At 37.6% G+C, this 20,969-nt stretch carries 17 protein-coding genes; 12 read left to right on the top strand and 5 right to left on the bottom strand.

Features of this window, described 5'->3' with window-relative positions; translation table 11 throughout:
- Window positions 1–35 precede the first annotated feature (35 nt).
- Window positions 36–296: a DUF493 family protein gene (locus BMS_RS12035; protein WP_014245095.1), complete on the top strand. Its 261-nt coding sequence runs from the start codon at window positions 36–38 to the stop codon at window positions 294–296.
- Window positions 297–329: 33 nt separating this feature from the next.
- Window positions 330–1,358, top strand: a complete 1,029-nt coding sequence (locus BMS_RS12030; RefSeq protein ID WP_014245094.1) for an NAD(P)H-dependent glycerol-3-phosphate dehydrogenase — start codon at window positions 330–332, stop codon at window positions 1,356–1,358.
- On the opposite strand, the gene BMS_RS12025 is transcribed toward BMS_RS12030, so the two are convergent.
- On the bottom strand, window positions 1,355–3,607 hold the full coding sequence (locus tag BMS_RS12025) for a cytochrome c biogenesis protein CcdA (protein ID WP_014245093.1): 2,253 nt from the start codon (window positions 3,605–3,607) through the stop codon (window positions 1,355–1,357). The genes BMS_RS12030 and BMS_RS12025 overlap by 4 nt on opposite strands.
- A 147-nt stretch (window positions 3,608–3,754) precedes the next feature.
- On the opposite strand from BMS_RS12025, the gene BMS_RS12020 reads away from it, so the two are divergent.
- The 5 genes from BMS_RS12020 to guaA all read left to right on the top strand — a co-directional run bounded on the left by BMS_RS12020 (window position 3,755) and on the right by guaA (window position 9,670).
- A complete protein-coding gene (locus BMS_RS12020) occupies window positions 3,755–4,549 on the top strand; it encodes an ABC transporter substrate-binding protein (RefSeq protein WP_044557579.1) in 795 nt (264 codons plus the stop codon).
- A 100-nt stretch (window positions 4,550–4,649) separates the two neighbouring features.
- The gene (locus BMS_RS12015) at window positions 4,650–5,363 is read left to right on the top strand and encodes a tetratricopeptide repeat protein (RefSeq protein ID WP_014245091.1); all 714 of its coding nucleotides are present in this window, start codon (window positions 4,650–4,652) and stop codon (window positions 5,361–5,363) included.
- A complete protein-coding gene (locus BMS_RS12010) occupies window positions 5,329–6,468 on the top strand; it encodes a hypothetical protein (RefSeq protein ID WP_044557578.1) in 1,140 nt (379 codons plus the stop codon). Before BMS_RS12015 ends, BMS_RS12010 begins: the two co-directional genes overlap by 35 nt.
- 156 nt (window positions 6,469–6,624) lie before the next feature.
- On the top strand, window positions 6,625–8,094 hold the full coding sequence (gene guaB / locus BMS_RS12005) for an IMP dehydrogenase (RefSeq protein WP_014245089.1): 1,470 nt from the start codon (window positions 6,625–6,627) through the stop codon (window positions 8,092–8,094).
- A gap of 7 nt (window positions 8,095–8,101) precedes the next feature.
- On the top strand, window positions 8,102–9,670 hold the full coding sequence (gene guaA / locus BMS_RS12000; protein ID WP_014245088.1) for a glutamine-hydrolyzing GMP synthase: 1,569 nt from the start codon (window positions 8,102–8,104) through the stop codon (window positions 9,668–9,670).
- Window positions 9,671–9,702: 32 nt separating this feature from the next.
- Here guaA and BMS_RS11995 read toward each other — a convergent pair whose 3' ends face one another.
- The 3 genes from BMS_RS11995 to BMS_RS11985 form a co-directional block, all read right to left on the bottom strand.
- The gene (locus tag BMS_RS11995; protein ID WP_014245087.1) at window positions 9,703–10,752 is read right to left on the bottom strand and encodes a DUF3943 domain-containing protein; all 1,050 of its coding nucleotides are present in this window, start codon (window positions 10,750–10,752) and stop codon (window positions 9,703–9,705) included.
- Window positions 10,753–10,875: 123 nt separating this feature from the next.
- Complete coding sequence (locus BMS_RS11990; protein ID WP_014245086.1) at window positions 10,876–11,769, bottom strand: hypothetical protein; 894 nt, start codon at window positions 11,767–11,769, stop codon at window positions 10,876–10,878.
- A gap of 193 nt (window positions 11,770–11,962) precedes the next feature.
- Entirely contained in the window at window positions 11,963–12,415 is a 453-nt protein-coding gene (locus BMS_RS11985) for a hypothetical protein (RefSeq protein WP_044557577.1), read from the bottom strand.
- A gap of 214 nt (window positions 12,416–12,629) precedes the next feature.
- Between BMS_RS11985 and dnaE the strand changes: the two genes are divergently transcribed.
- The 5 genes from dnaE to BMS_RS11960 are packed head-to-tail and all read left to right on the top strand — an operon-like array spanning window position 12,630 to window position 20,267.
- Window positions 12,630–16,256, top strand: a complete 3,627-nt coding sequence (gene dnaE, locus BMS_RS11980) for a DNA polymerase III subunit alpha (RefSeq protein ID WP_044557576.1) — start codon at window positions 12,630–12,632, stop codon at window positions 16,254–16,256.
- Window positions 16,257–16,276: 20 nt separating this feature from the next.
- Window positions 16,277–17,698, top strand: coding sequence for a hypothetical protein (locus BMS_RS11975; RefSeq protein WP_014245083.1), 1,422 nt, complete (start codon window positions 16,277–16,279; stop codon window positions 17,696–17,698).
- Window positions 17,699–17,702: 4 nt separating this feature from the next.
- Window positions 17,703–18,635: a hypothetical protein gene (locus BMS_RS11970; protein ID WP_014245082.1), complete on the top strand. Its 933-nt coding sequence runs from the start codon at window positions 17,703–17,705 to the stop codon at window positions 18,633–18,635.
- Window positions 18,636–18,646: 11 nt separating this feature from the next.
- Window positions 18,647–19,699, top strand: a complete 1,053-nt coding sequence (locus BMS_RS11965) for a quinone-dependent dihydroorotate dehydrogenase (protein WP_014245081.1) — start codon at window positions 18,647–18,649, stop codon at window positions 19,697–19,699.
- A 1-nt stretch (window position 19,700) separates the two neighbouring features.
- On the top strand, window positions 19,701–20,267 hold the full coding sequence (locus tag BMS_RS11960; RefSeq protein ID WP_014245080.1) for a tetratricopeptide repeat protein: 567 nt from the start codon (window positions 19,701–19,703) through the stop codon (window positions 20,265–20,267).
- Here the strand turns inward: BMS_RS11960 and queC are convergent.
- On the bottom strand, window positions 20,264–20,965 hold the full coding sequence (queC, locus tag BMS_RS11955) for a 7-cyano-7-deazaguanine synthase QueC (protein WP_014245079.1): 702 nt from the start codon (window positions 20,963–20,965) through the stop codon (window positions 20,264–20,266). The genes BMS_RS11960 and queC overlap by 4 nt on opposite strands.
- Between the last annotated feature and the right edge of the window lie 4 nt (window positions 20,966–20,969).

Here is a 20,969-nt window from a genome sequence, read left to right as displayed (position 1 = left end):
AATTATGCTATATAAATTCAGACTATAAGGCAGAAATGATATCAGAATTAGAAAAATTTAAAGCATTATTAGATGACCAATATACTTGGCCTGCGCCATATTTATTTAAATTCATTGTTCCAAGTACAGAATTAAAGACTTTAGAGGGGATGGTTGAGGGTAATAAATTATCTGAAAAACCATCTAAAAATGGCAAGTATACTTCTGTTAGCTTTACCAGTGTTTGTAACTCTTCTGATGAAGTTATTCAGATGTATCAAAAAGTTTCAACAATTCCAGGAATCCTCTCTCTGTAGTACACTATTACTAATTCCATTATAGGAGATGTAATGAAGTATGATTATGCACTAGTTGTTGGGGCAGGGGCGTTTGGAACATCAATAGCCTCGGTATTGGCCAATAATTTCAAAAATGTAATTCTTAAGGTTAGATCAGTGGATGTATATGAGAGTCTATTAAAGGGCTCAAATGAAGTCTATCTTCCGGGGATTAATCTCGCTGATAATATTGTTCCCGCTCTTACTTGGGAAGAAGTTGATGAGAAGGCAAAGGGGAAGGTTGAGATTATCGTTTCTGGACTACCTACTGCTGGAATAAATGATTTCTTCAAAGAGAATTACGAGCGTTTTACAAAGTATTTTGAACAAGAGATTCCTCTCGTTTCTCTGTCTAAGGGAATTGACCCGCAAACCTTAGAGATGGCCGATGATCTCTTCTTTGATTTATGGAATGAGTATAAAGAGCAGTTTATCTTTCTCTCAGGTCCAAGCTTTGCTAAAGAAATACTTCAAGAGCAAGTTACGCTTGTTACTGCTGCCGGAAGGTCTAAACATAATCTTGAAAGCATTTCTAAGATGCTAGATACAACATATTTTAAAGTACTACCTAGCTATGATGTAAAGGGTGTACTCTTAGGTGGTGCACTTAAGAATATATTGGCCATCGCTGGTGGTATTATTGAGGGTCTTGGCTATAATCACAACACTCGTGCGGCCATGATTACTCGAGGTATTGCTGAGATGCTACGCTTTGGAAAGGTGTTCAATGCTAGACCAGAGACTTTCTATGGACTCAGTGGAATGGGTGATCTTATCTTAACAACTACCGGAGAGTTATCTAGGAATAAGACATTCGGGCTTGAAATTGCAAAAGGTAGAAGTGCTGAGGAGATTATAAACTCGCAAAGAACTGTTGTAGAAGGCTATAAGACGGCAAAAGCCGTTCATCTACTATGTGAGAAATATGCGATTAGAGCAAATATTTTTCAAGGTGTTTATAAAGTTCTTTATGAAAATGCTGTACCTGGAGATGTTCTTAAAAAATTAATGAATCAACCTAGTAAGTTTGAGCTTGATTAATTCAAGCTCTCACTTATTTCACTAATTGAAATTGTTTCTCCTAAGTCTATTAATTCTCCCTTTGAATTAATTACAAAGTAGGCGGGAACTCCAACGTAACCATTCTTTTTAAGCCAAGAGCCAATGACTTCATCCCTCTTAGTCCAGTCAGCAAGTAAGAGTTGAACATTTTTTTCGTCTACTAACTTTTTAAATGCACTCGTTTCGATAACAAGCCTTTCGTTTACTTTACATGTAAAACACCATTTTGCAGTGAAGTCGATAAATACTTTCTTTCCCTCTCCTGCATATTGTTTCATTTTATCTTCAGACCACTTTTCCCACTGTAGACCTTTTGCGTTCTTTTCTTGAAGAAGAGCTGATTGACTCTTGTTACTAATATCACTCTTAGGAGTCATTAGAATATTCGCAAATAAAGCAATATAGAGGATGTGAAAGACTGCAATCCATAACTTGGATTTAGTGATTTTCTTAGCAAGATAAAAGGCAAAGAAGCACAATAGTAGTGCCGTATTGAGCTTTATCATTACTCCTGCCATATGGTCAGTTAGCGATGAGAAGACATCAATTAGCCAGATAATTGTTAGGAGTAGAGTTAGTCCTAGAAATTTCTTTAAATTCTCCATCCACATTCCAGGCTTTGGGAGAAATGAAATAGTGGCAGGAAAAAAGCCTGTAATCAGAAATGGGAAGGCCAGTCCAAGTCCTACAAAGAGGAAAATCGCCAATATTGTAAAATTAGATGAAGTGAATGCAAATGTAAGTGCCGTTCCTAGAAATGGAGCGGAACAAGGTGTGGAGAGAATGGTTGCCAATACACCAGAAGAAAAATCTCCAAAGAAGCTTTCATTAGTTTCTAGTCCTCCAAGCTTTGATCCACCAGGTGTTCTAAACTCAAAGAGTCCAAATAAATTTAGTGCAAATACAAAAAGAACTACGATCATTGCCAGGACAAAAACTGGCGATTGAAGCTGGAAGCCCCAGCCAACTTGTTCCCCAGCGGACTTTAGAGCAATGATAGCAACTGTGAGCATAACAAATGTAGTAAGAATCCCTAATGTATAACTTAAATTGTGTTTAAGAATTCTAGATTTACTCTCTGATCTATGTTGGATTAACCCAAATAATTTTATGGAAATAACCGGGAGAACACATGGCATGAAATTTAATATGAGTCCTCCAACAAAAGCTAGAAGTAAGTAAAAGAAAATGGACTCATTAGCACTTGCTTTCGTTGTATCTAGAGTTGTAGGACTAGAGTCTTTTAAATTATTTCTTAAGTTTGTTTCTACAGGAGTGAGCAGTTCTGTAAATTTATTAAAGTTTTCACTAGCAGTTAGTGAGAAAGAGTGAAAGCTATGCTTAATAATCTCAGTTTGACCACTTGTAGGGTTTGCAAACAAAAAACGAAGCTCATACGGAGTTTTGAACTTACCATCTTTAGGGAGAGGGATTTCTGGCTCCATATATTCGCCGTCCCATTCAATATTATACTTGGCGTAGTAATTTCCTTTCTTATCTTTAAAAACCTTTTCTCTAATAAAATTAAATGGCTCGTGTGGAAATGGAGTAAGAATATTCTTAGCTATATCAATTTCTTTATTTTCTAAGCTCGAGAGATTGTAATAGAGAACTAGCTTATTATCTTCTTTACCATCTTTAGCAAGGACTAGATCTAGATGGGGAGCATTTGAATTTTCTCTTGGAAGCTTCTCAAATCTCTCTTTTAATTGATCCTCTGAAACCTCAAATGAAGCAGGAGTACTTAAATTAACTTTAAAGTCATTGAAGCTTCCTTCAACATGGGCCTTACCTGGAATACATATATGCTTACAAACAAGCCAATTAGAATCAATTTTAAATGTACTATTAGAAAAGTTCTTAGGTAATTTGAAAAATATTGAATACTGCTTCTCGTATCCAAAGGCCAGCATATCTCCCTCTTCAATATATTTCTTAGGTGTTGGCCATTCTAATTCAGTGAGACTTTCTTTCTTATTATCAATTTGAAAATCAAATTTTAGTGGAAGACCTGCGTCTCCAGGGTTTTTCCAGTAGGTATGCCAATGTGGAAAGTTTTCATAATTGAGTGCGAGGTAATAATTATCTTCAACTTTGAGAGTCGATATCGCAAATTTTACAGGAATATCTGGAATCTTATCTTCTTCTCCTCCAGAGGCACTAACCCAAGTTGAAAAAGTTAAAGTTAGGAGAAGTGCAACAATGAGTTGCAGTTTAGAAGTTCCCATTTGTGGATTCCTTAAAAGAATTGCTATCTTATATATATTATCAAATTATCGTTATATGCCTATTAAAGTTGAGAGATATCACCGAAAAATTACTAAAAATTTACAATTTAAATGTTATGATTGAGCCTTATTAAAAGGAATGTAGTAGTGAGAGATTTTCCAAAGTCTATAGTTTGTCTAACTGAAGAGAGTGTAGAGGTTCTCTACGCTCTGGGAAGAAGTGAGTTAATAGTAGGTGTTTCGGCCTTTGTTGAGAGGCCCAAAGAGGCGAAGAAGAAAAAGAGAGTTTGTGCTTTCACTAGTGCTAATCTCAAAAAGATTGTCTCAATGAATGCTGATCTCATTCTGGGCTTTTCTGATATTCAAAAAGACATAGCTAGGGATTTAATTGCTATGGGACAAAATGTCTTTATTGCAAATCATCGCTCTGTGGAGGGGATTCTAAACTATATTTCTATGCTTGGGCATATGATTGGCGAAGGGGAAAAGACCTCAAGCTATATTGAAGAGCTTGAGAATAAAATTTCGATGGCCCGAGCAAGAGCGTCTGAGTTTAAACATAGACCCAAAGTTTATATAGAGGAGTGGGATAACCCTCTCATTTGCGGTATTCAATGGTTTAGTGAGATTGTCGAAATTTGTGGTGGAGAAGTTATACATATGGATAAGAGTATGAACTCCCTTGCTACAGATAGATTTATAACTAATGAAGAAGTTGTGGCGGCCAATCCAGATATTATCTTCGCTTGCTGGTGTGGAAAGAAAGTCGTCTTTAATCATATTTACGAAAGAGAGGGTTACACAGAAATCTCAGCGGTCAAAAATGCTCAAGTTTTCGAATTGAAACCTGAGATTTTCCTACAACCCGGTCCAGCTCCAATAGTCTCTGGAATTGATCAACTACTTGATATATTTGAAAAATATCAAGAGCTCTATAAATAATCTTTAAGAAAATTCTCTTATTTTAGTCTACTTTGCTAAATATTTTGGCGTTTTGTCCGATTAGTTTAGAGAAGATTAAGGTTTTTAAGAGGAATAACCTATGTATAAGGCCATAAAATTAACAGTTTTTGCAACTCTAGTCACCAGTGTAACTTCATGTGGTTTCATGAATCATATCGAAGAGAGATCGGCACAAATTAATCATCAAGAGGATACAATTCTCCAACTCTCAAAAGAGAAGAGAGAATTAAAGTATGAGATTTCTAAATTAAAGACAGAGATTGCAGCACTTGAAACTAAGAACCAATATTTAAGCGTTCAATTAAAAGAGTCAATGGGTGAGAAACCAGCTCGAAAAATTGCTTCTGTTGCACCAGTTTATGACACTGGAGATATGGTTAAGTTTGATGTTTATAAGTGGACACCTGAGCAAATGCTGGCTGTAGCTAAGAAAGAATTTTCTCTAAAGAACTTTGAAAAGTCTGCTCAGTTCTTTGATACATATAAGCACCAATTTCCAACAAAGAAAATGGATGACCAATTCTTATTTCAAGCAGGAGTTGCTGCATTTGAATCGGGAAATCACTATGATTGGGCAATCACTAATTTTGAAAAATTAGTTGAAGCTTACCCAACTTCAGAATTCTATAGAGGTTCTAAGTTATGGATGGCTTTGGCCAATTTAAAAATAGGTAATGAAGATAAATTCTTTAGTGCAGCTGAGGAATTTAGAAAAAAATATAGAAACACTCCTGAATGGAAAATACTGAGTTCACACTATGAGAAAATTGTACAAAGACACAAAAAGAATTAGTTTACTCTCATTCTTTATTACATTTATTTCAATGAGTTTAACTTTTGCAAACTCGCCTGAGATGATGGTGACTTCTGTAAAAGGAAATGCCTTTCTTGTATCTAAAGGTAAAACTGTAACTCTTAAGCCAGGAGATCATATTTATGATTTCCAAGAAGTATATACAGAGGTTGGGGGGCAACTTACTGTAAAAAACTTTAAAGACCAAGTTTTTCATTTTGCCGGTGGTAGTAGTGCAAAAATCTTAAAAGGTTTTTTAGAACTTCAAAATGGTTATTTATGGGTACAATCTCATGAGAAAAATTCTGATCACTATAAAATTCAAACACCAAATAGTGTAGTTTCATTTTCTGAAGGAGAGGCCATTGTTGACTTTGACAATAGTATTGTTAAGACACAAATCCTTGTTCTAAATGGAAACTTTTCATTTGCAAATCTCTTTGAAGATTATTTAAAGCTTGATGTTTCATCTGGGAAGTTCTCTTTTATTTCTAAGGAATACAATAATGGAGCACCTAGAAACCCAACACCAGTTGGAAGTAATACTTTTACTAAGCTTCAAGCGCTCTTTGATAAGTCAGAAGTTCAAAAGAAGAATATTAAACCTGTAGAGAGTATTCTAACGGCTCAAGATACAAGAATGTTTAAATCTTCCCCTTCTCAGAAGAAGGAGAGGGCCATTGCTTCTATTGTAGAGCTTGATAAAGAAAAGTCTGAGGCCGAGATTATTTATAGAAGAGACCATAGTGCAGAAAAAAGTCTTGATGGTGCCCTCGCTGATTACTATTCTAAGAAGATGCAGACGGTAAATATGAAAAAGCCTAAAGTGAAGAAAGTTTCTAAGTATAGTAAGAAATCGGGAGTGAAGGTTTATATCTTTGGTCAAAAGAAAGATAAAGCAGCTCGCTCTATTGCTTCAACTAAGACAAAGACAACTAGAAAGCCAGCTTCAATAGGTATTGAGCCAGTTGTAAAGATAAAGAAAGATGCTTTTGAGTCATCTCTAACAAGAGAATACAAAAAGCAACTGCGTCACAGTAAAGAAGTGAACTCTTTAATTAACGAGCTAAAAAGCTACGATCAAGACTATAAGCAATCTTATTAATTCAAAAAATCATTTTATTTATTAGCTTAGCGTTTACCTCAGGTAAACGCTAATTAGCTTGACCTAACGGCACGATGAGCAAGTATTTCGTATCGTTTTCTATCCCTACTTAAGTTATAATTTCAACATCTTAAATTATCTATGAAGAGGGACCTCATGAACAATTTAACACCAAAGCTTGCTTTGACTTACGATGATGTTTTAATCAAACCTGGCTACTCTGAAATCTTACCTGCAGATGCAAATTTAAAATCAAAATTCTCAAAGAATATAGATCTCAATATCCCAATTGTTTCTGCTGCAATGGATACTGTGACCGAAGGAAGAGCAGCTATTGTCTTGGCCCAACAGGGTGGAATAGGTGTGGTTCACAAGAATCTCTCACCAGAGGATCAAGCAAAGGAAGTGCGAAAAGTTAAAAAGTTTGAAGCGGGGATGGTCTTAGATCCAGTAACTGTTTCCCCTGAGGCAACACTATCTGATGTCTTTTCACTTGCTAGAGAGAGAAAGGTTACAGGTATGCCAGTAGTAGATAGAGATAATATTTGTGTTGGTATTATTACGAGTAGAGATACTCGTTTTGAATCAGACTTATCTGTAAAGGTAAAAGATATTATGACCACTGGTGATAGACTTATCACTGCAGAGAAGGGAATTGATCCTGATAAAGCACAGGCCCTTCTTCATAAACATCGTATTGAAAAACTTCCAGTCTTAGATGAAAAGGGAAGGCTAGCGGGCTTAATAACGATAAAAGATATTATGAAGAAAAGTGACTTTCCAAACTCAAATCAAGATAAGTATGGACGTCTAAGAGTTGCAGCAGCAATGGGTGTTGGAGATAAGGAATTTGATCGTGCAATTAGATTAGTAGAGGCTGGAGTTGATGCTTTAGTTGTAGACACTGCCCATGGACACTCAAAGGGTGTTGTTGAAATGGTTAAGAGGTTGAAAGATACTTTTGCTGAAGTTGATATTGTGGCAGGAAATGTAGCGACAGCAAAGGCCTGCGCAGACTTGGCTAAAGCTGGGGCTGATGGTGTTAAAGTTGGAATTGGACCTGGTTCAATTTGTACAACGAGAGTTGTCGCGGGAATAGGTGTTCCTCAATTAGGCGCAATCTTAGAGTGCGCTATCGAATGTAAAAAATTAAAGATCCCTATGATTGCAGATGGTGGAATCAAATATTCTGGTGATATCGTAAAGGCCATTGCGGCAGGAGCTAGCTGTGTCATGCTAGGTTCTCTCTTTGCTGGTTGTGATGAATCTCCTGGAGAGATGATTCTTTACCAAGGAAGACATTATAAAGTTTATAGAGGAATGGGGTCTCTTGGTGCTATGGCACTTGGGTCTAAAGATCGTTATGGTCAAGGCGCAGTAGATGAAATTCAAAAACTCGTTCCAGAGGGAATAGAGGGGCAAGTTCCTTATAGAGGATCTCTCGCTTCTAATATCTATCAAATGCTCGGAGGATTACGAGCGGGAATGGGTTATGTTGGAGCGCAGACAATTGAGCTTTTACAAGAGAGAGCTGAGTTTATACAAATCACTCAAGCTTCTTTAAAAGAGTCACATCCACACGATGTGATGATCACTAAAGAAGCACCTAATTATCAAAAGTCGTAGGAAAGAAATGAAAAGCGAAAAACTTATAGATCGTAAAATTTGGATTGTAGATTTTGGTTCACAATATACTCAGCTCATAACTAGAAAGTCTAGAGAGCTAGGGTACTCTAGTGAGATTATAACTTTGAAAGAGTGTCGTGAATTATTTGCAAACGATCAGCTTCCAGATGCCCTTGTTCTAAGTGGGGGACCACAATCAGTCTTTGAAGATGAGAATGATTACTCTTTTATATTTAACCATCAAGACCTTCCAATTCTTGGTATTTGTTATGGTATGCAGATACTTGGAAAGTTCTTTGAAGGAAATGTAGAGAGGGGAACGATCGGAGAGTATGGACACGCCACAATTGAATTTACCAAGGGGCATGAGTTTGAAAGTTGTCCAGACAATATTAACGTTTGGATGAGTCACTCTGATCATATTTCTATTGTGCCAAAAGACTTTGAAGTTGCAATTAAAAGTGGGAATGGATTAATTGCAGGAATTGAACATAAGAAGAGAAAGATTCTAGGTCTTCAATTTCACCCTGAAGTTGAACATAGTGATCATGGAAAGGATATCTTAAATCACTTCTATAAAAATATTGCTAAGCTCAATGCTGACTGGAATGCAAGTGAGATGTTAGAAGAGGCCACTGAAATGGTCAGAGCTATTGGAGATAAGAAAGTTCTCTGTGCTTTTTCTGGAGGGGTTGATTCATTAGTGGCAGCGATGCTCTCCCACAGAGTTTTAGGAGATAATCTATATTGCTTCTTTGTTGATCACGGTTTGTTGCGTCCACAAGACTTAGGTCACATTAAGTTACTGCAAGAGAAGTTACCTCTTAATATTGAAATTATTGACGTAAAAGACTTATTTCTTTCAAAGTTGAAAGGTCTTTCTGATCCTGAAGAGAAGAGAAAGATGATTGGAAATACTTTTATTGAAGTCTTTGAAAAAAAGGTTCATGAATTTGAAGAGAGTCATGGGATAAACTTTGATTACCTCTTACAGGGAACTCTCTATCCCGACGTCATTGAATCTATTTCTCCTCATGAAGAGGATGGAAAGTCTGTTACAATTAAATCTCATCATAATGTGGGTGGGCTTCCAGAGAGAATGAAACTTAAATTACTAGAGCCTCTTCGACATTTGTTTAAAGACGAAGTTCGAAAACTTGGTGAGGAACTGAGCCTAGAACATAATTGGGTTTATAGACATCCATTTCCAGGACCTGGTTTAGGAATTAGAATATTGGGAGAGATTTTTCCCGAATCTATAACAAAGGTTCAAGAGTCCGATCAAATTCTCTTTGAAGAATTACATCGAAGTGGACTATATGAATCGACATGGCAGGCGTTAACTGTTCTTCTTCCAATTAAAACAGTTGGTGTAAAAGGGGATTCACGAGCGTATGAGGAAGTGATTTGCCTGAGAATGGTAAATAGTTCTGATGGTATGACGGCTACATGGTCTGATATGCCAAGAGATTTTCTTTCTAAAGTTTCCTCGAGAATTACAAATGAAGTGAAGGGTGTTACGAGAGTTGTCTATGATATAACCTCTAAGCCGCCTGGAACTATAGAGTGGGAATAAAAAAAGGAAGACCTAGTCTTCCTTTTTATTTTTTAGAATTTTAATTCGATTCCTATACCAATAACAGAATCTTGAATCTCGAAATTATCTGATCCAAATCTATTCTGTGAAGGTCCTTGCGTGTAGAGATATGTTCTTGAACTCTTAATAACTTCTGTTTCAAAGAAGCCATTAATTCCATCTAGCATCGCTCCTGCTGGATTCATTAGCGCCATTGCAAAACCACCAACTTTTTCTGATCCAAATAGCTTTCCTCCATTATCTTTAATTTTTTGCTCCATTGAGAACATTGCTTCACCCATAAGTGATCCAATAATAGGAGTAATGAGAAGATCTTGGATTGAAGGTGTTTCAGCGAAAGCTTCAAATCCATATTCCCAGAAGAAAGTAGACATCATTACACTATATCCAAATGATTCCATTTTATTAAAGCCTGCGTGTCTAGCAACTGTATAGTACGCAGCTCCTGAGATTGGGTGACCAATATAATTAATCATCCAGTCATCTTTATCTACAACAGGTCCTTCTTGAACATTTTCTTTCCACTTATTACCAAGACCTGTACTCGTAATTTCATCTTTGTCCCACTTTGATACAGACTCTGGCATTACCCAAAGTAAACCAATTGCAGCAGCACCAAGCGCTGTGAAGTTTCTTGTTTGCTCTGCTAGTTTTCTTTGTCTATCGGATAAACCATTTAATGATAGGTAAGTTCTATTTTGATCTCCAACAACGACAAAAGATGTGTATGGCTTCTTCTCGTCTTGTTGACATAATTTCTCTAGTTCACTATTTGAAGCAGCAGTTGTTCTTTTTAAAGTTTCTTGAAGTGACTTACACTCTTTTTGATCTCTAGTATCAACAGTGATAATTTTCCCTTCACCAAACATTCTTGCTTGCTTCTCTTTCTTTATTTTTTCCTCGTACATATCGTCAGTAATTTTCTTCCACTGATCTTCTGTTACAAATTTAGATAATGGATTGAACATCCAATCATCTAATTGGACTTCATTATCTGAATTGGCCGATGCCGTAGAAATAGATAGCACTAGGGCCGGGATAAGTAGGAGCGACTTAAACATAGAAACCTCGTTAAATTAAATTCTCTTATTCAGACAATTCTAGAGAGTTTCTGGGTTTAATAGTTACTTTTTGAAATGATTTCAAAGGCCGTCAAAAATATAGGCAGTGGTAAGTGACTGTTATTATAGGAATAAGTTCATCTGATCAGCAGTAGATTCTTTCTTCGTAATAATATCTCGGGTTCTATGCTGAAGAACTTCTGTTTTAGTGAACGAATCACTGAAGGTTTGGATCACGAAGAAACTCATTTGCGGATAGTCCTGCTTTAGTGATTTCATCTCTTCTGTAATCAGCTCCACGTTATGTGGATCATCATCACTCATACCAAATCTATGATGATCACTATATCCATATTTTTCAATGGCCTTCTCTACTGATTCTCTAATGGCCCCTCTTTTTAGATCTGCAATCGAGGCCGACTCCTGACCAGCTGAAAGTTTCTCTCTGATATCAGGGTTACTAACAGGGTAGATACTTAAGTAGTTCGGAGACTTTGTAAGGTGACCATCTTGAACCAGAAGATCAATTCCTTTTTTAATTGTTTCAGGCTCATGCCCTCTGGCCGTAATAACAGAAATAGGTCTTTGATTATGGGCCGCATGGAAGAAGCAATTCCAAGAGGGCGCTTTCCAATTAAAATCTTTCTTTGAGAGAGCTTCTTCAATATCGTGAATAAATCTCTGTTTCTTATCTTTGAGTGAGAAATTCTGGTCTCTGAAGTTTCTAAAACTTCCTTTCTCGTCATTGAAGTCTATATAGAAGTCTTTATAGACTCCATCGATTCCTATCTTTCTATGATGAGTCGCAAACTCAGCACTTGAGAGTTGAAGCTCTCTACCTGTTTGCTTATGAAAGATAATAATTGTTGTTGCCAAGGTTGCGACATTGTCATCAAAGTCGAAGAAATAGAAACTCTTTCCACCTAAGTGGAAATTTCTATCTAACTCTGTCGGTCTCTCTGAAAAGAGCTCCAGCTGAGATGTACTGACTGGTATCTTCTTCTTTTTCTTGGCCATAATGACATAACCTATAACTATTCCTTTATTGCAAGCAAGCTAGTCTGTAATAAATAGCCACTATTGCTATACGTAACTATTTGTAACTTCATTTACAGATGGAATAGCTAGATCTGCAAATAAGGATTCAAATAGGGAGGCTTTCTTTCATATTTGAAATTTAACCTCATTAATCGTGTGTAGAATGTCTCAGTTAGTCGGTAATAAATGATGAGAGGTTCACCACTTCCTGTGGAAACTCTCTCTTATTAATTTTACCCTTATTATGGGTTTTATAAAAGACACTATAGTGAGTTAGGCAAATGGCCGCAAACTCAGTTCTAATTCTTCTATTCTTGGCACAGTTTCTCAGAAACTTTAGACCACTGGTTGTGTGATGCTGATTTACTTTGATTATTTGTGCAATTTCATGAAGGGCGGCCCCAGCATCCTTCCACTCGTGACGAATGGTAGCAACTTCACCTGGTTTTTGAGGTGGGAAGTTCTTTTTTAGGGGGAGTGCGTTAGAAGCTTCTGTCAAGATCTGCTTAAACTCATTTTTAGAGATGAGCTTCATCTCGGCCCTAGTATAGAGTTTTGGAAACTCGACGTAGTTTCCAAAGCACTGAAATATAAAGAAAATATAGGCGAAAATTATTTTAATCATGCAATTGAACATAATAATGGATTTCTGAAATAGAGCAAGAGAAAGTCAGAAAAATCTTTGAAGTCGCGGTGTGACATTGGGAGGATATTTTCTCCGAATGATGCGCGTGTCAAAGGGGAAATCAACTGACATTTTATGAGGAATTTGCTTTAATGAATTATAGAAATTAAATGCGACACCACACACACGACGCATGTATCACGAGGCATTCAATATGAGTGAAAACGAATCTTCATCGCTTCTAGAGACACATCCAAATAGCTTTGTTCATCTTCATTTGCACACCCAGTACTCGCTACTCGACGGTGCTATAAGATTGAAGGATTTAATTCCTGCGGCTAAGGAGATGGGTGTTCCAGCGATAGCTCAAACCGATCATGGAAATATGTTTGGAGCTATTGATTTTTATAAGCGTTGTAAGTCTGCGGGAATCAAACCGATCCTAGGTTCTGAAATTTATTTCACGCCTGGTTCGAGATTTGACCGAAAGTCTGCAAGAAGATCTGCCCGTGTATCAAACCAAGATGAAGAAGAGTCTAATCACCACATTCATCACCTTATTCTCTTGGCAAAGAATAATATAGGTTATCAAAATTTATGTAAGCTACTTTCAAGGGCCTACCTTGAAGGTTTCTATTATAAGCCTCGCGCTGATATTGAACTATTGAAAGAATACTCTGAAGGTCTTATTTGTACGACTGCTTGCTTGAAAGGTGAAGTTGGCTACAACTTCTTTACTGGGCAAGATGAGAAGGCCGTGCGTGCGATTGAAAAGCTGCAAGAAGTATTTGGTTATGAAGACTTCTACTTAGAGATTCAGGAAAACGGAATCCCAGAGCAAGCTGATGTAAACCGTAAGGTTTTAGAGTACGCTAAGGAAAAGAAAGTAAAAGTTGTGGCCACTAATGATGCCCACTATATGACTCCGGAAGACGCTACAGCGCAAGAAGTTTTACTCTGTATTCAGACGGGAAAATCTTTTGCCGATGAAAATAGAATGAAGATGACTTCACAGGAGTTCTACTACAAGTCACCAGAGAAAATGCGTGAGCAATTTCACTATGCACCTGAAGCATGTGATGCAACTTTAGAGATTGCTGATAAATGTAATGTTGAGCTGAACTGGACAGATGAACAAGGTAATCAAATTTATCACCTTCCTGACTATCCGATTGATACGGGTGAGACGGAAGACGATTACTTTAGAAGAATGTGTAAGGAAGGCCTTGAAGAAAGATTTAGAGGACCGCACTTTACCAAATTAGTGAGTGAAGATAATTGGAAGGCTGAGCTTGAACCAAAGTATTGGGAGAGATTAAAGTACGAAGTCGATATGATTATCGAGATGGGATTTCCTGGTTACTTTCTCATCGTTGCGGACTTTATTCAGTGGTCAAAGAATAATGGAATTCCAGTTGGGCCAGGTCGAGGTTCCGGTGCAGGATCTCTAGCGGCCTACGCTATGACTATTACAAATATTGACCCTCTTCCATACAATCTTCTATTTGAAAGATTTATCAACCCTGAACGTATCTCTATGCCTGACTTTGACGTTGACTTCTGTCAGGCAGGTCGCCAAAGAGTGATTGAGTATGTAACAGAGAAATACGGTGAAGAGAAAGTTGGTCAGATTATTACCTTTGGTAAGTTACAGGCCAAGGCCGTAGTTAAAGACGTCTCACGCGTTTTTGACCTCTCTTTCGCCGAAGCAAATATGTTATCAAAGCTTATTCCTGATGAACTTGGAATCAATCTTGAGAAGGCCATTGAGATGGAGCCTAAGATTCAAGAGCTGATTGATACAGACTCAAAGATTAGACAGATCTTTACAATCTCTAGAAGACTTGAGGGTCTTTACCGCCACGCAGGGATTCACGCTGCAGGTGTTATCATTACCAGTAAACCACTTGTTGAATATTGTCCTTTATTTAAAGGGGCGAAGGGCGAGAAGGTTGTTCAATTTGATAAAGACTTCTCAGAAGAAATTGGTCTGGTTAAGTTTGACTTCTTAGGGCTAAAAACACTTACAGTTATTGATTACGCTTCAAAGTTTGTTCAAAGAGATCATGTTAAAGATTTTGATATTGAAGAAATTGATTACGAAGATAAGAAAGTTTATGACTTCATTGGAGACGGTAATACGATTGGTGTCTTCCAATTAGAATCATCTGGGATGATTGATCTCTGTAAGAGAATTATGCCAGATAGTATTGATGATATTACCGCCATTAACGCTCTCTATAGACCGGGGCCAATGGGTTCTGGGATGCACGATCAATTCGTGGAGATTAAGCACGGTAGACAAAAAGAGCATTACGCGTTTGAAGAGTTAAGACCTCTTTTAAAAGATACTTACGGCATTATTGTTTATCAAGAACAGGTTATGAATATTGCCCGAGTGCTGGCCGGATATACTCTTGGTCAAGCGGATATTTTAAGAAAGGCGATGGGGAAGAAGAAGATTGCCTTGATTGAAGAGCATAGGGAGATCTTTTTAAAGGGTGCAGCTGAAAGAGGTTTTGACGTAGAAAAAGCGGGAGAGCTCTATCAACTGATGGCCAGCTTTGCGGAATATGGTTTCAATAAATCTCACGCCGTTGCTTATTCATATATCTCATTTCAAACTGCATTTTTAAAATACTATTATCCAGCGTGCTTCTTTGCAGGACTTCTTTCTACAGAATTATCAAATACGGATAAAGTTACAGTTTATATTAACGACGCTAAAAACCATGGAGTCGAGGTTCTACCTCCAGACGTAAATGAATCGCTTTGGCTCTTCAATGTTATTGGACAGAATATACGTTTTGGAATGGGTGCCATTAAGAACGTTGGTGAAAACGCTGTAGAAGAACTTGTTCGAGAGAGAGAAGAGAACGGACCTTTCAAAGGGTTTATTGATTTCTGTACTCGTGTCTCTCTTAAGATCGTGAACAATAGAGTTATAGAGTCTCTGATTAAAGTTGGTGCATTTGATGAGTGCGAAACAAAGCTTAACCGTAAGACCATGCTTGAAAATGCTGAACTCATTGTGACTTATGCTAAGAAACTTCAACATGAAAAAGAGCTTGGTCAAGTAAGTCTCTTTGATATGGGTGGTTCCTCTAGTGATGATGACGGGTCAAATGATCCGATGAAGATGCTCGATATTCAAATTACAAATGACTTTGATGATAGAGAGAAGCTTGCTTATGAAGCTCAGTTGATGGGGATTTATGTCTCTGGTCATCCTCTAGATCGATATAGCGATATTATGGGGAAATTGGCCTCTATGGATATTGCTGCCGCTAGAGATTTAACTGGTGGAGATAAGAGAGAGATGATGCTCGCAGGTCTAATATCTGAGAAGAGAGATATTATGACGAAGAAGGGTGATCGTATGTGCTTTGCTCAGCTTGAAGATCTCTCGGGTAAGATTGAATGTATTGTATTTCCTAAGGTTTTTGCCGAGTTTGGGGAGCTTCTTTCTGGAGACGAGCCGGTTCTGATGAGTGGAAATGTTAATTTGGCCGAGGAGCCGAGGAAGTTTTTCCCTACTAACGTGAAATTATTGAAAGATCAGGCCGAGGACAGGGTTACTTCAATTCGAATTAATGTTAAAATGGAGGAGCTAACGGAGACGAAACTTGATCGTTTTAAGCAAGTACTCCTTAGTTATAGAGGAAGCGTTCCTGCGCATGTTATTTTTAGTGCGAACGATGGAAGAGCTAGACTGCCCCTCGGTGAGGACTTTCTAGTGAACCCAACACCGCAGATGGCAGCGAGAGTGAACGAATTATTTAATGGAAATTCAGTTCAGTTTATTGTTGATGGGAGAGTTGAAGATCCGGCCATGCAATAAACTTCAAGGATGGAGAAGTAGTGATGAAGGGAATGATCACGATTTTAATGTTATTAGCGCTCAGCTATAACATTCAGGCTAATGATGAATTAACAAATGGTGAGGGGAGATTTGTCTCAAGAGACGGAGACTCTCTTACTTTTGTTAAAAAGCAATTACTCTACGCTTCTGTGAGAGATATTATTTCAAAAGAACTTTCTAAGATGGGCCACAACTCAGAGGTTTTCTGGGCCAAGTATAATGAAAAATTTGATAGTTACTTCGCACCAATCAAAGAGAAACTTGATAAGTCATACGGGTTAACAACTCCAGAGACAAAACTCTCAGGTAGTAAGAAAGAGAAGTATGACAATGAACTTAGATCAAAGAAGCTTACTTTAAAGGCGAGATATGGAAAGCTTGAGAAAGTCCTGTCTTCTTATTCAGTAAAGAAGATGTCTAGGTCACCTCAATTTCCTAATAGTCGTTATATGAATATTCAGGCGAAAGTAAATAGAAAGCTTATTAATGAAATCTTCTATGGCTACACTAGAGGCGGTGAAAAGAGATTCTATAAGAATTTATTTTTAACAGTAGATTTTTCAATGAGAGATATGTCATGGCAAGACCTTGGTGTTGAGTTAGAGAACGACTTTACAAGTGTTCTTAAGGAGCATTGGAAGAGATGGTTTGAGGATAAGTTTAAGGGGAAGGTGAGCAATGTTATTATTACAACTTCCTATGAAGAAGAAAAACTTCAGTCACATCTAAAGATGTTGTCTGAAGCGAGTATGTCCTTAAATAAAATTTCAAATATTGAAGGGGAGATTGAGCAGTCCCAAGAGAGTGCTCTACTTTCTGTCGACGATCAGCTCAAAGATTCTCTTTGGATGAAAGTTAAGGTCAATATTAAAAAGGTTTCAGAAGATACGACATTTAAAAAGAGAACGTTTGATTTTGGAGGAGAGTACTTACTATTTGATCTTCAATCAAACCGCCTAGCATCTCACTATGATTTCATCAGTGAAGAGGCCACATACTCTACAGTGAAAGATCTCTCTAGTAATTCAGCTAGTCTTGTATACAGGTTGCCTATCGCAAAGTGGGATTCTCTTATTAGAGACATCTCACACTTTCCTTTAGGCAGAAAGAGTTTTCGTGTTGATATCATAGGTGCCAACTCAGTAAGACAAATTGATGAGGTAGAAAAGTATTTAACTTCTATGGGCCTAACTTATAGTTTAAAAGTTAAGATCGATTCATTTAATAGAGAGAGAGCACAACTAAGAGTTTTCTTTAAAGGGAGTGTTGAAGATTTAAAAGGGACACTCCTAAGAACAAAGAACTTAGAAGTAGATAATCAGAAGAGAATCTTTTTTCAAGATGAAGAGAATCCTTTTATGATTAATTTAGTTGATAAGGAAATTCCTGTCTCTGAAAAGACTGAGAGTACTCAAGGATAAATAAATGAAGATTTTTCAAAGAAGAATTCTATCACTCGCTAGTATTTGCATATTGTTAAGCTCTTGTGGGTTAGGGACAATTGATCGCTCTGCTCATGGAAGTAGACCTAGGCAAGAACCTAGAAAGTTCTTTAACGGGGTTAAGAAGAGAGTTGCTCTCTTAACATTCTTTAATGAGTCTCCTTATGGTGGTGAGGATCTTGGTATCACTGCGACTGAGGAGTTTAGAAGAGAGCTATCTCGAACAGGTGAGTTTGTAGTTGATCCAATGGCAAAGAGACTCTTTGGTTCTTCTAAAGAAATTTACGCTGGAGGAGGAGTGAAGCTTGTTCAACTCTCGCGTAAAGCAAAAGTTGCGGGTCTTAATTTTGTTCTCTTTGGTCGAATTATTGATGCGAGAATTAGAGAGAAAGTAGATGAGATTGGTGTCGTTAGAGAAACTAAGTCTTATACGGAGTCAAAGGTTGAAGTGAGAATCTTTGATGTTAATGGAAATAAAGAAATATATTCAGAGACTCATAGAGCGTCTGCCGATGATAGTAGTTTTAGATTCTTTCAAGGTGATCGCGAGTCCAAGTTACAGTATAGAAGGGAGCTACTTCGCTATGTCGTACAAGTTGCTGTGAGAAAATCAATTCCAAATATTTTGGCGATTTCTTCAAAGCTTGACTGGGTAGGAAGGGTTGCAAAGATCGTTGGAACTAAAATCTATATTAATGCTGGAAGAAGTTCGGGAATCAATATTGGAGATATATTAAAGGTTATGTCAGAAGGGGAAGAGATTTTCGATCCTGAGACAGGAGCTCTAATAGGAGTCTCTAAGGGAACTGTTAAAGGAACAATTGAGATCATTGACTACTTTGGAGAAGATGGATCAATTGCTGTACTACATTCCGGTGGATCCGTTCACGAAAATGATTTTGTTCAACTCTACTAAGGTTATTATAAGTGCTCTATGACTTTTTCAAATTTATGGCCTTTAAGATGGACGCTGAAAAGGCCCATGAATTATCGATTGCCGCCCTTTCAAACTTTCCACGCACAATGGCGGATTCTTTTGGTGGCGATCTAGAAGATTTAGAAAAGTACCGAGTGGATCTTAATTCAATGAGCTGGTGTTTTCCTGTAGGACTTGCTGCTGGATTAGATAAGAACGCAAGTGCAATCAACTTCTTTTCACGAATTCCATTTGGAGCAGTTGAAGTGGGAACTGTGACACCTTTACCTCAAGCCGGAAACCCTAGGCCCAGACTTTTTCGCTATATTGAAGAAGAGTCTCTTCGAAATTGCATGGGCTTTAATAATAAGGGTTCTGAAAAAGTTCTAAAGAATATTCTCTCAAGTGACAAAGGAAATAAAGTTCTCGGTGTTAACTTAGGAAAGAATAAAGACACTAGCGCGGAGAATGCTCCAAGTGACTATGTGAAATTATATAATTCATTTAAAGATCACTGTGACTACCTCGTTATCAATGTCTCTTCTCCAAATACACCAGGTCTTCGAGACCTTCAAAGACATGAGAGTATGAGAGAGATATTTGAGGCCTTAAAAGAAGAGCGTACTAATTGTAAAACTCCGCTATTTATAAAAATATCTCCTGATTTACCACTAGAGTCTATCGAGGGGATTTTCTCTTTGGCCAGTGAGTACTCTTTGAGTGGAGTGATTGCGACCAATACAACGATTATGGAAGAGAGAGGCAATGGAGGCGTGTCTGGGAAATTGCTTACTCAAAGAGCGAAGCTTGTTCGTGAGAGATGCCTAAGTGTGAACGCTGAATTTCCTGAACTTGATTTTATTGGAGTCGGTGGAATTTCTAGCTTTGATGATGTTTGGGATTATTGGAAGAAGGGTGGAGTGGCCTGCCAAATCTATTCTTCATTTATTTTTCAAGGGCCACAAGTTCTACACGATATTCGCGAGGGGATAGATAGAAAGCTCATGCAAAATGAGATGCTCACTCTAAGCGAATTATTAAATAATATTTCAGACTGTAAGTAAGATGGATTTAGCCGATATCTCTTTTAATATGAATTATTTCTTAGCTGATGACTTGCGTGAAGCTCCTGAAGATGTGGAGCAGATGCGCAGTGGTGTTAAGCAGTTAAAAGATGCAGCTCTTTTAGAGGAGCAAGAACTGATAAGAGCTAAAATCTATTCTCATATTGGATTCTACTCAAGACTTATTACTGATCTCCACGAATCTCATGACTTCTTTGAACAATCGATAGCACTCTTTGATAAACATAAGAAAAAGCTCTCTAGCTTTGGTACTAAAATTCAACTCGCAATTACGTATCATTGGATGGGGAAGTTTGCTAAGGCCGATTCATTCTTTAATCAGGCGCTAGAAATTTGTAATGAAACTAGTGAGCCTAAAATAATGGAGTTTAAGGCCCTTATTTTAGAGAGCTATGCAAAATCAAAGTACGATCAGCATAGCATTACTATGGCCGAGGAATTTCTTAGTGAAGCTTTAGAACTTAGAGTTGTCAGTGGAGATATAAGGGCCATCAATGATGTGACTAAGGCCCTTTCTGTTGTGACTAATCGTCTCGCGAAATCTTAAAGATAATTTGGTCTTTGATCGTATTCAATTGGGTCTTCTAAACCAGCGATTTGAAAACCTCTAAGCCTCAAGGCACAAGAGTCACAAATCCCACAGGCCTTGTCTCCTCTAGCATAGCAAGAGTAAGATGAAGATAGTGGAGCCTGGAGTGAGATTGCCTTTTTAACAATCTCTTCTTTCTTCATATGGATAACGGGAGTTACAACTTCGATATCACCGTCTTTAGTTCCTTCTTTAATTAGATTATTGAGTGCTTGATAGTATGAAGGTCTACAGTCTGGATAACCAGAAGAGTCTTCATAAACTGCACCGATATAAATCTTCTTTGCTCCCACAACTTCTGACCAAGAAACGGCCATGGCAACTATGTGCGTATTTCTAAAGGGAACATAGCTATCAGGAATTTCTTCGCTATCACCTTTATAGTCTTTTACATCTATTGAGTCATCAGTTAGAGAGCTTCCTCCAATTTGGCTTAGGAAGCTGATATCGATGATCTTTCTAAGAGACTTAGGAACATTGTAGTGATCGGCAATTTCATTGAAGCATTTCAATTCACGATCTTGAGTTTTTTGACCGTAATTGAGGTGAAGAAATGCCATTCTTTGATGTTTTTCGTTGGCCATGGCCGCGGTAACAAGTGAGTCCATTCCACCACTAACTAATACAACTGCTAACTCATTGGACTTTTCTGACATTTCT

The organism is Halobacteriovorax marinus SJ, from assembly GCF_000210915.2.
GTDB lineage: Bacteria > Bdellovibrionota > Bacteriovoracia > Bacteriovoracales > Bacteriovoracaceae > Halobacteriovorax > Halobacteriovorax marinus.
The sequence above is the reverse complement of the archived record's forward strand: the minus strand, read 5'-3'. Positions and strand labels throughout refer to the sequence as shown.

Excerpts from the sequence above, each read along its gene's own strand:
- BMS_RS12035 (WP_014245095.1), top strand. The coding sequence starts at position 36 with ATGATATCAGAATTAGAAAAATTTAAAGCATTATTAGATGACCAATAT.
- BMS_RS12030 (WP_014245094.1), top strand. The coding sequence starts at position 330 with ATGAAGTATGATTATGCACTAGTTGTTGGGGCAGGGGCGTTTGGAACA.
- BMS_RS12025 (WP_014245093.1), bottom strand. The coding sequence starts at position 3,607 with ATGGGAACTTCTAAACTGCAACTCATTGTTGCACTTCTCCTAACTTTA.
- BMS_RS12015 (WP_014245091.1), top strand. The coding sequence starts at position 4,650 with ATGTATAAGGCCATAAAATTAACAGTTTTTGCAACTCTAGTCACCAGT.
- BMS_RS12010 (WP_044557578.1), top strand. The coding sequence starts at position 5,329 with ATGAGAAAATTGTACAAAGACACAAAAAGAATTAGTTTACTCTCATTC.
- guaB (WP_014245089.1), top strand. The coding sequence starts at position 6,625 with ATGAACAATTTAACACCAAAGCTTGCTTTGACTTACGATGATGTTTTA.
- guaA (WP_014245088.1), top strand. The coding sequence starts at position 8,102 with ATGAAAAGCGAAAAACTTATAGATCGTAAAATTTGGATTGTAGATTTT.
- BMS_RS11995 (WP_014245087.1), bottom strand. The coding sequence starts at position 10,752 with ATGTTTAAGTCGCTCCTACTTATCCCGGCCCTAGTGCTATCTATTTCT.
- BMS_RS11990 (WP_014245086.1), bottom strand. The coding sequence starts at position 11,769 with ATGGCCAAGAAAAAGAAGAAGATACCAGTCAGTACATCTCAGCTGGAG.
- BMS_RS11985 (WP_044557577.1), bottom strand. The coding sequence starts at position 12,415 with ATGATTAAAATAATTTTCGCCTATATTTTCTTTATATTTCAGTGCTTT.
- dnaE (WP_044557576.1), top strand. The coding sequence starts at position 12,630 with ATGAGTGAAAACGAATCTTCATCGCTTCTAGAGACACATCCAAATAGC.
- BMS_RS11970 (WP_014245082.1), top strand. The coding sequence starts at position 17,703 with ATGAAGATTTTTCAAAGAAGAATTCTATCACTCGCTAGTATTTGCATA.
- BMS_RS11960 (WP_014245080.1), top strand. The coding sequence starts at position 19,701 with ATGGATTTAGCCGATATCTCTTTTAATATGAATTATTTCTTAGCTGAT.
- queC (WP_014245079.1), bottom strand. The coding sequence starts at position 20,965 with ATGTCAGAAAAGTCCAATGAGTTAGCAGTTGTATTAGTTAGTGGTGGA.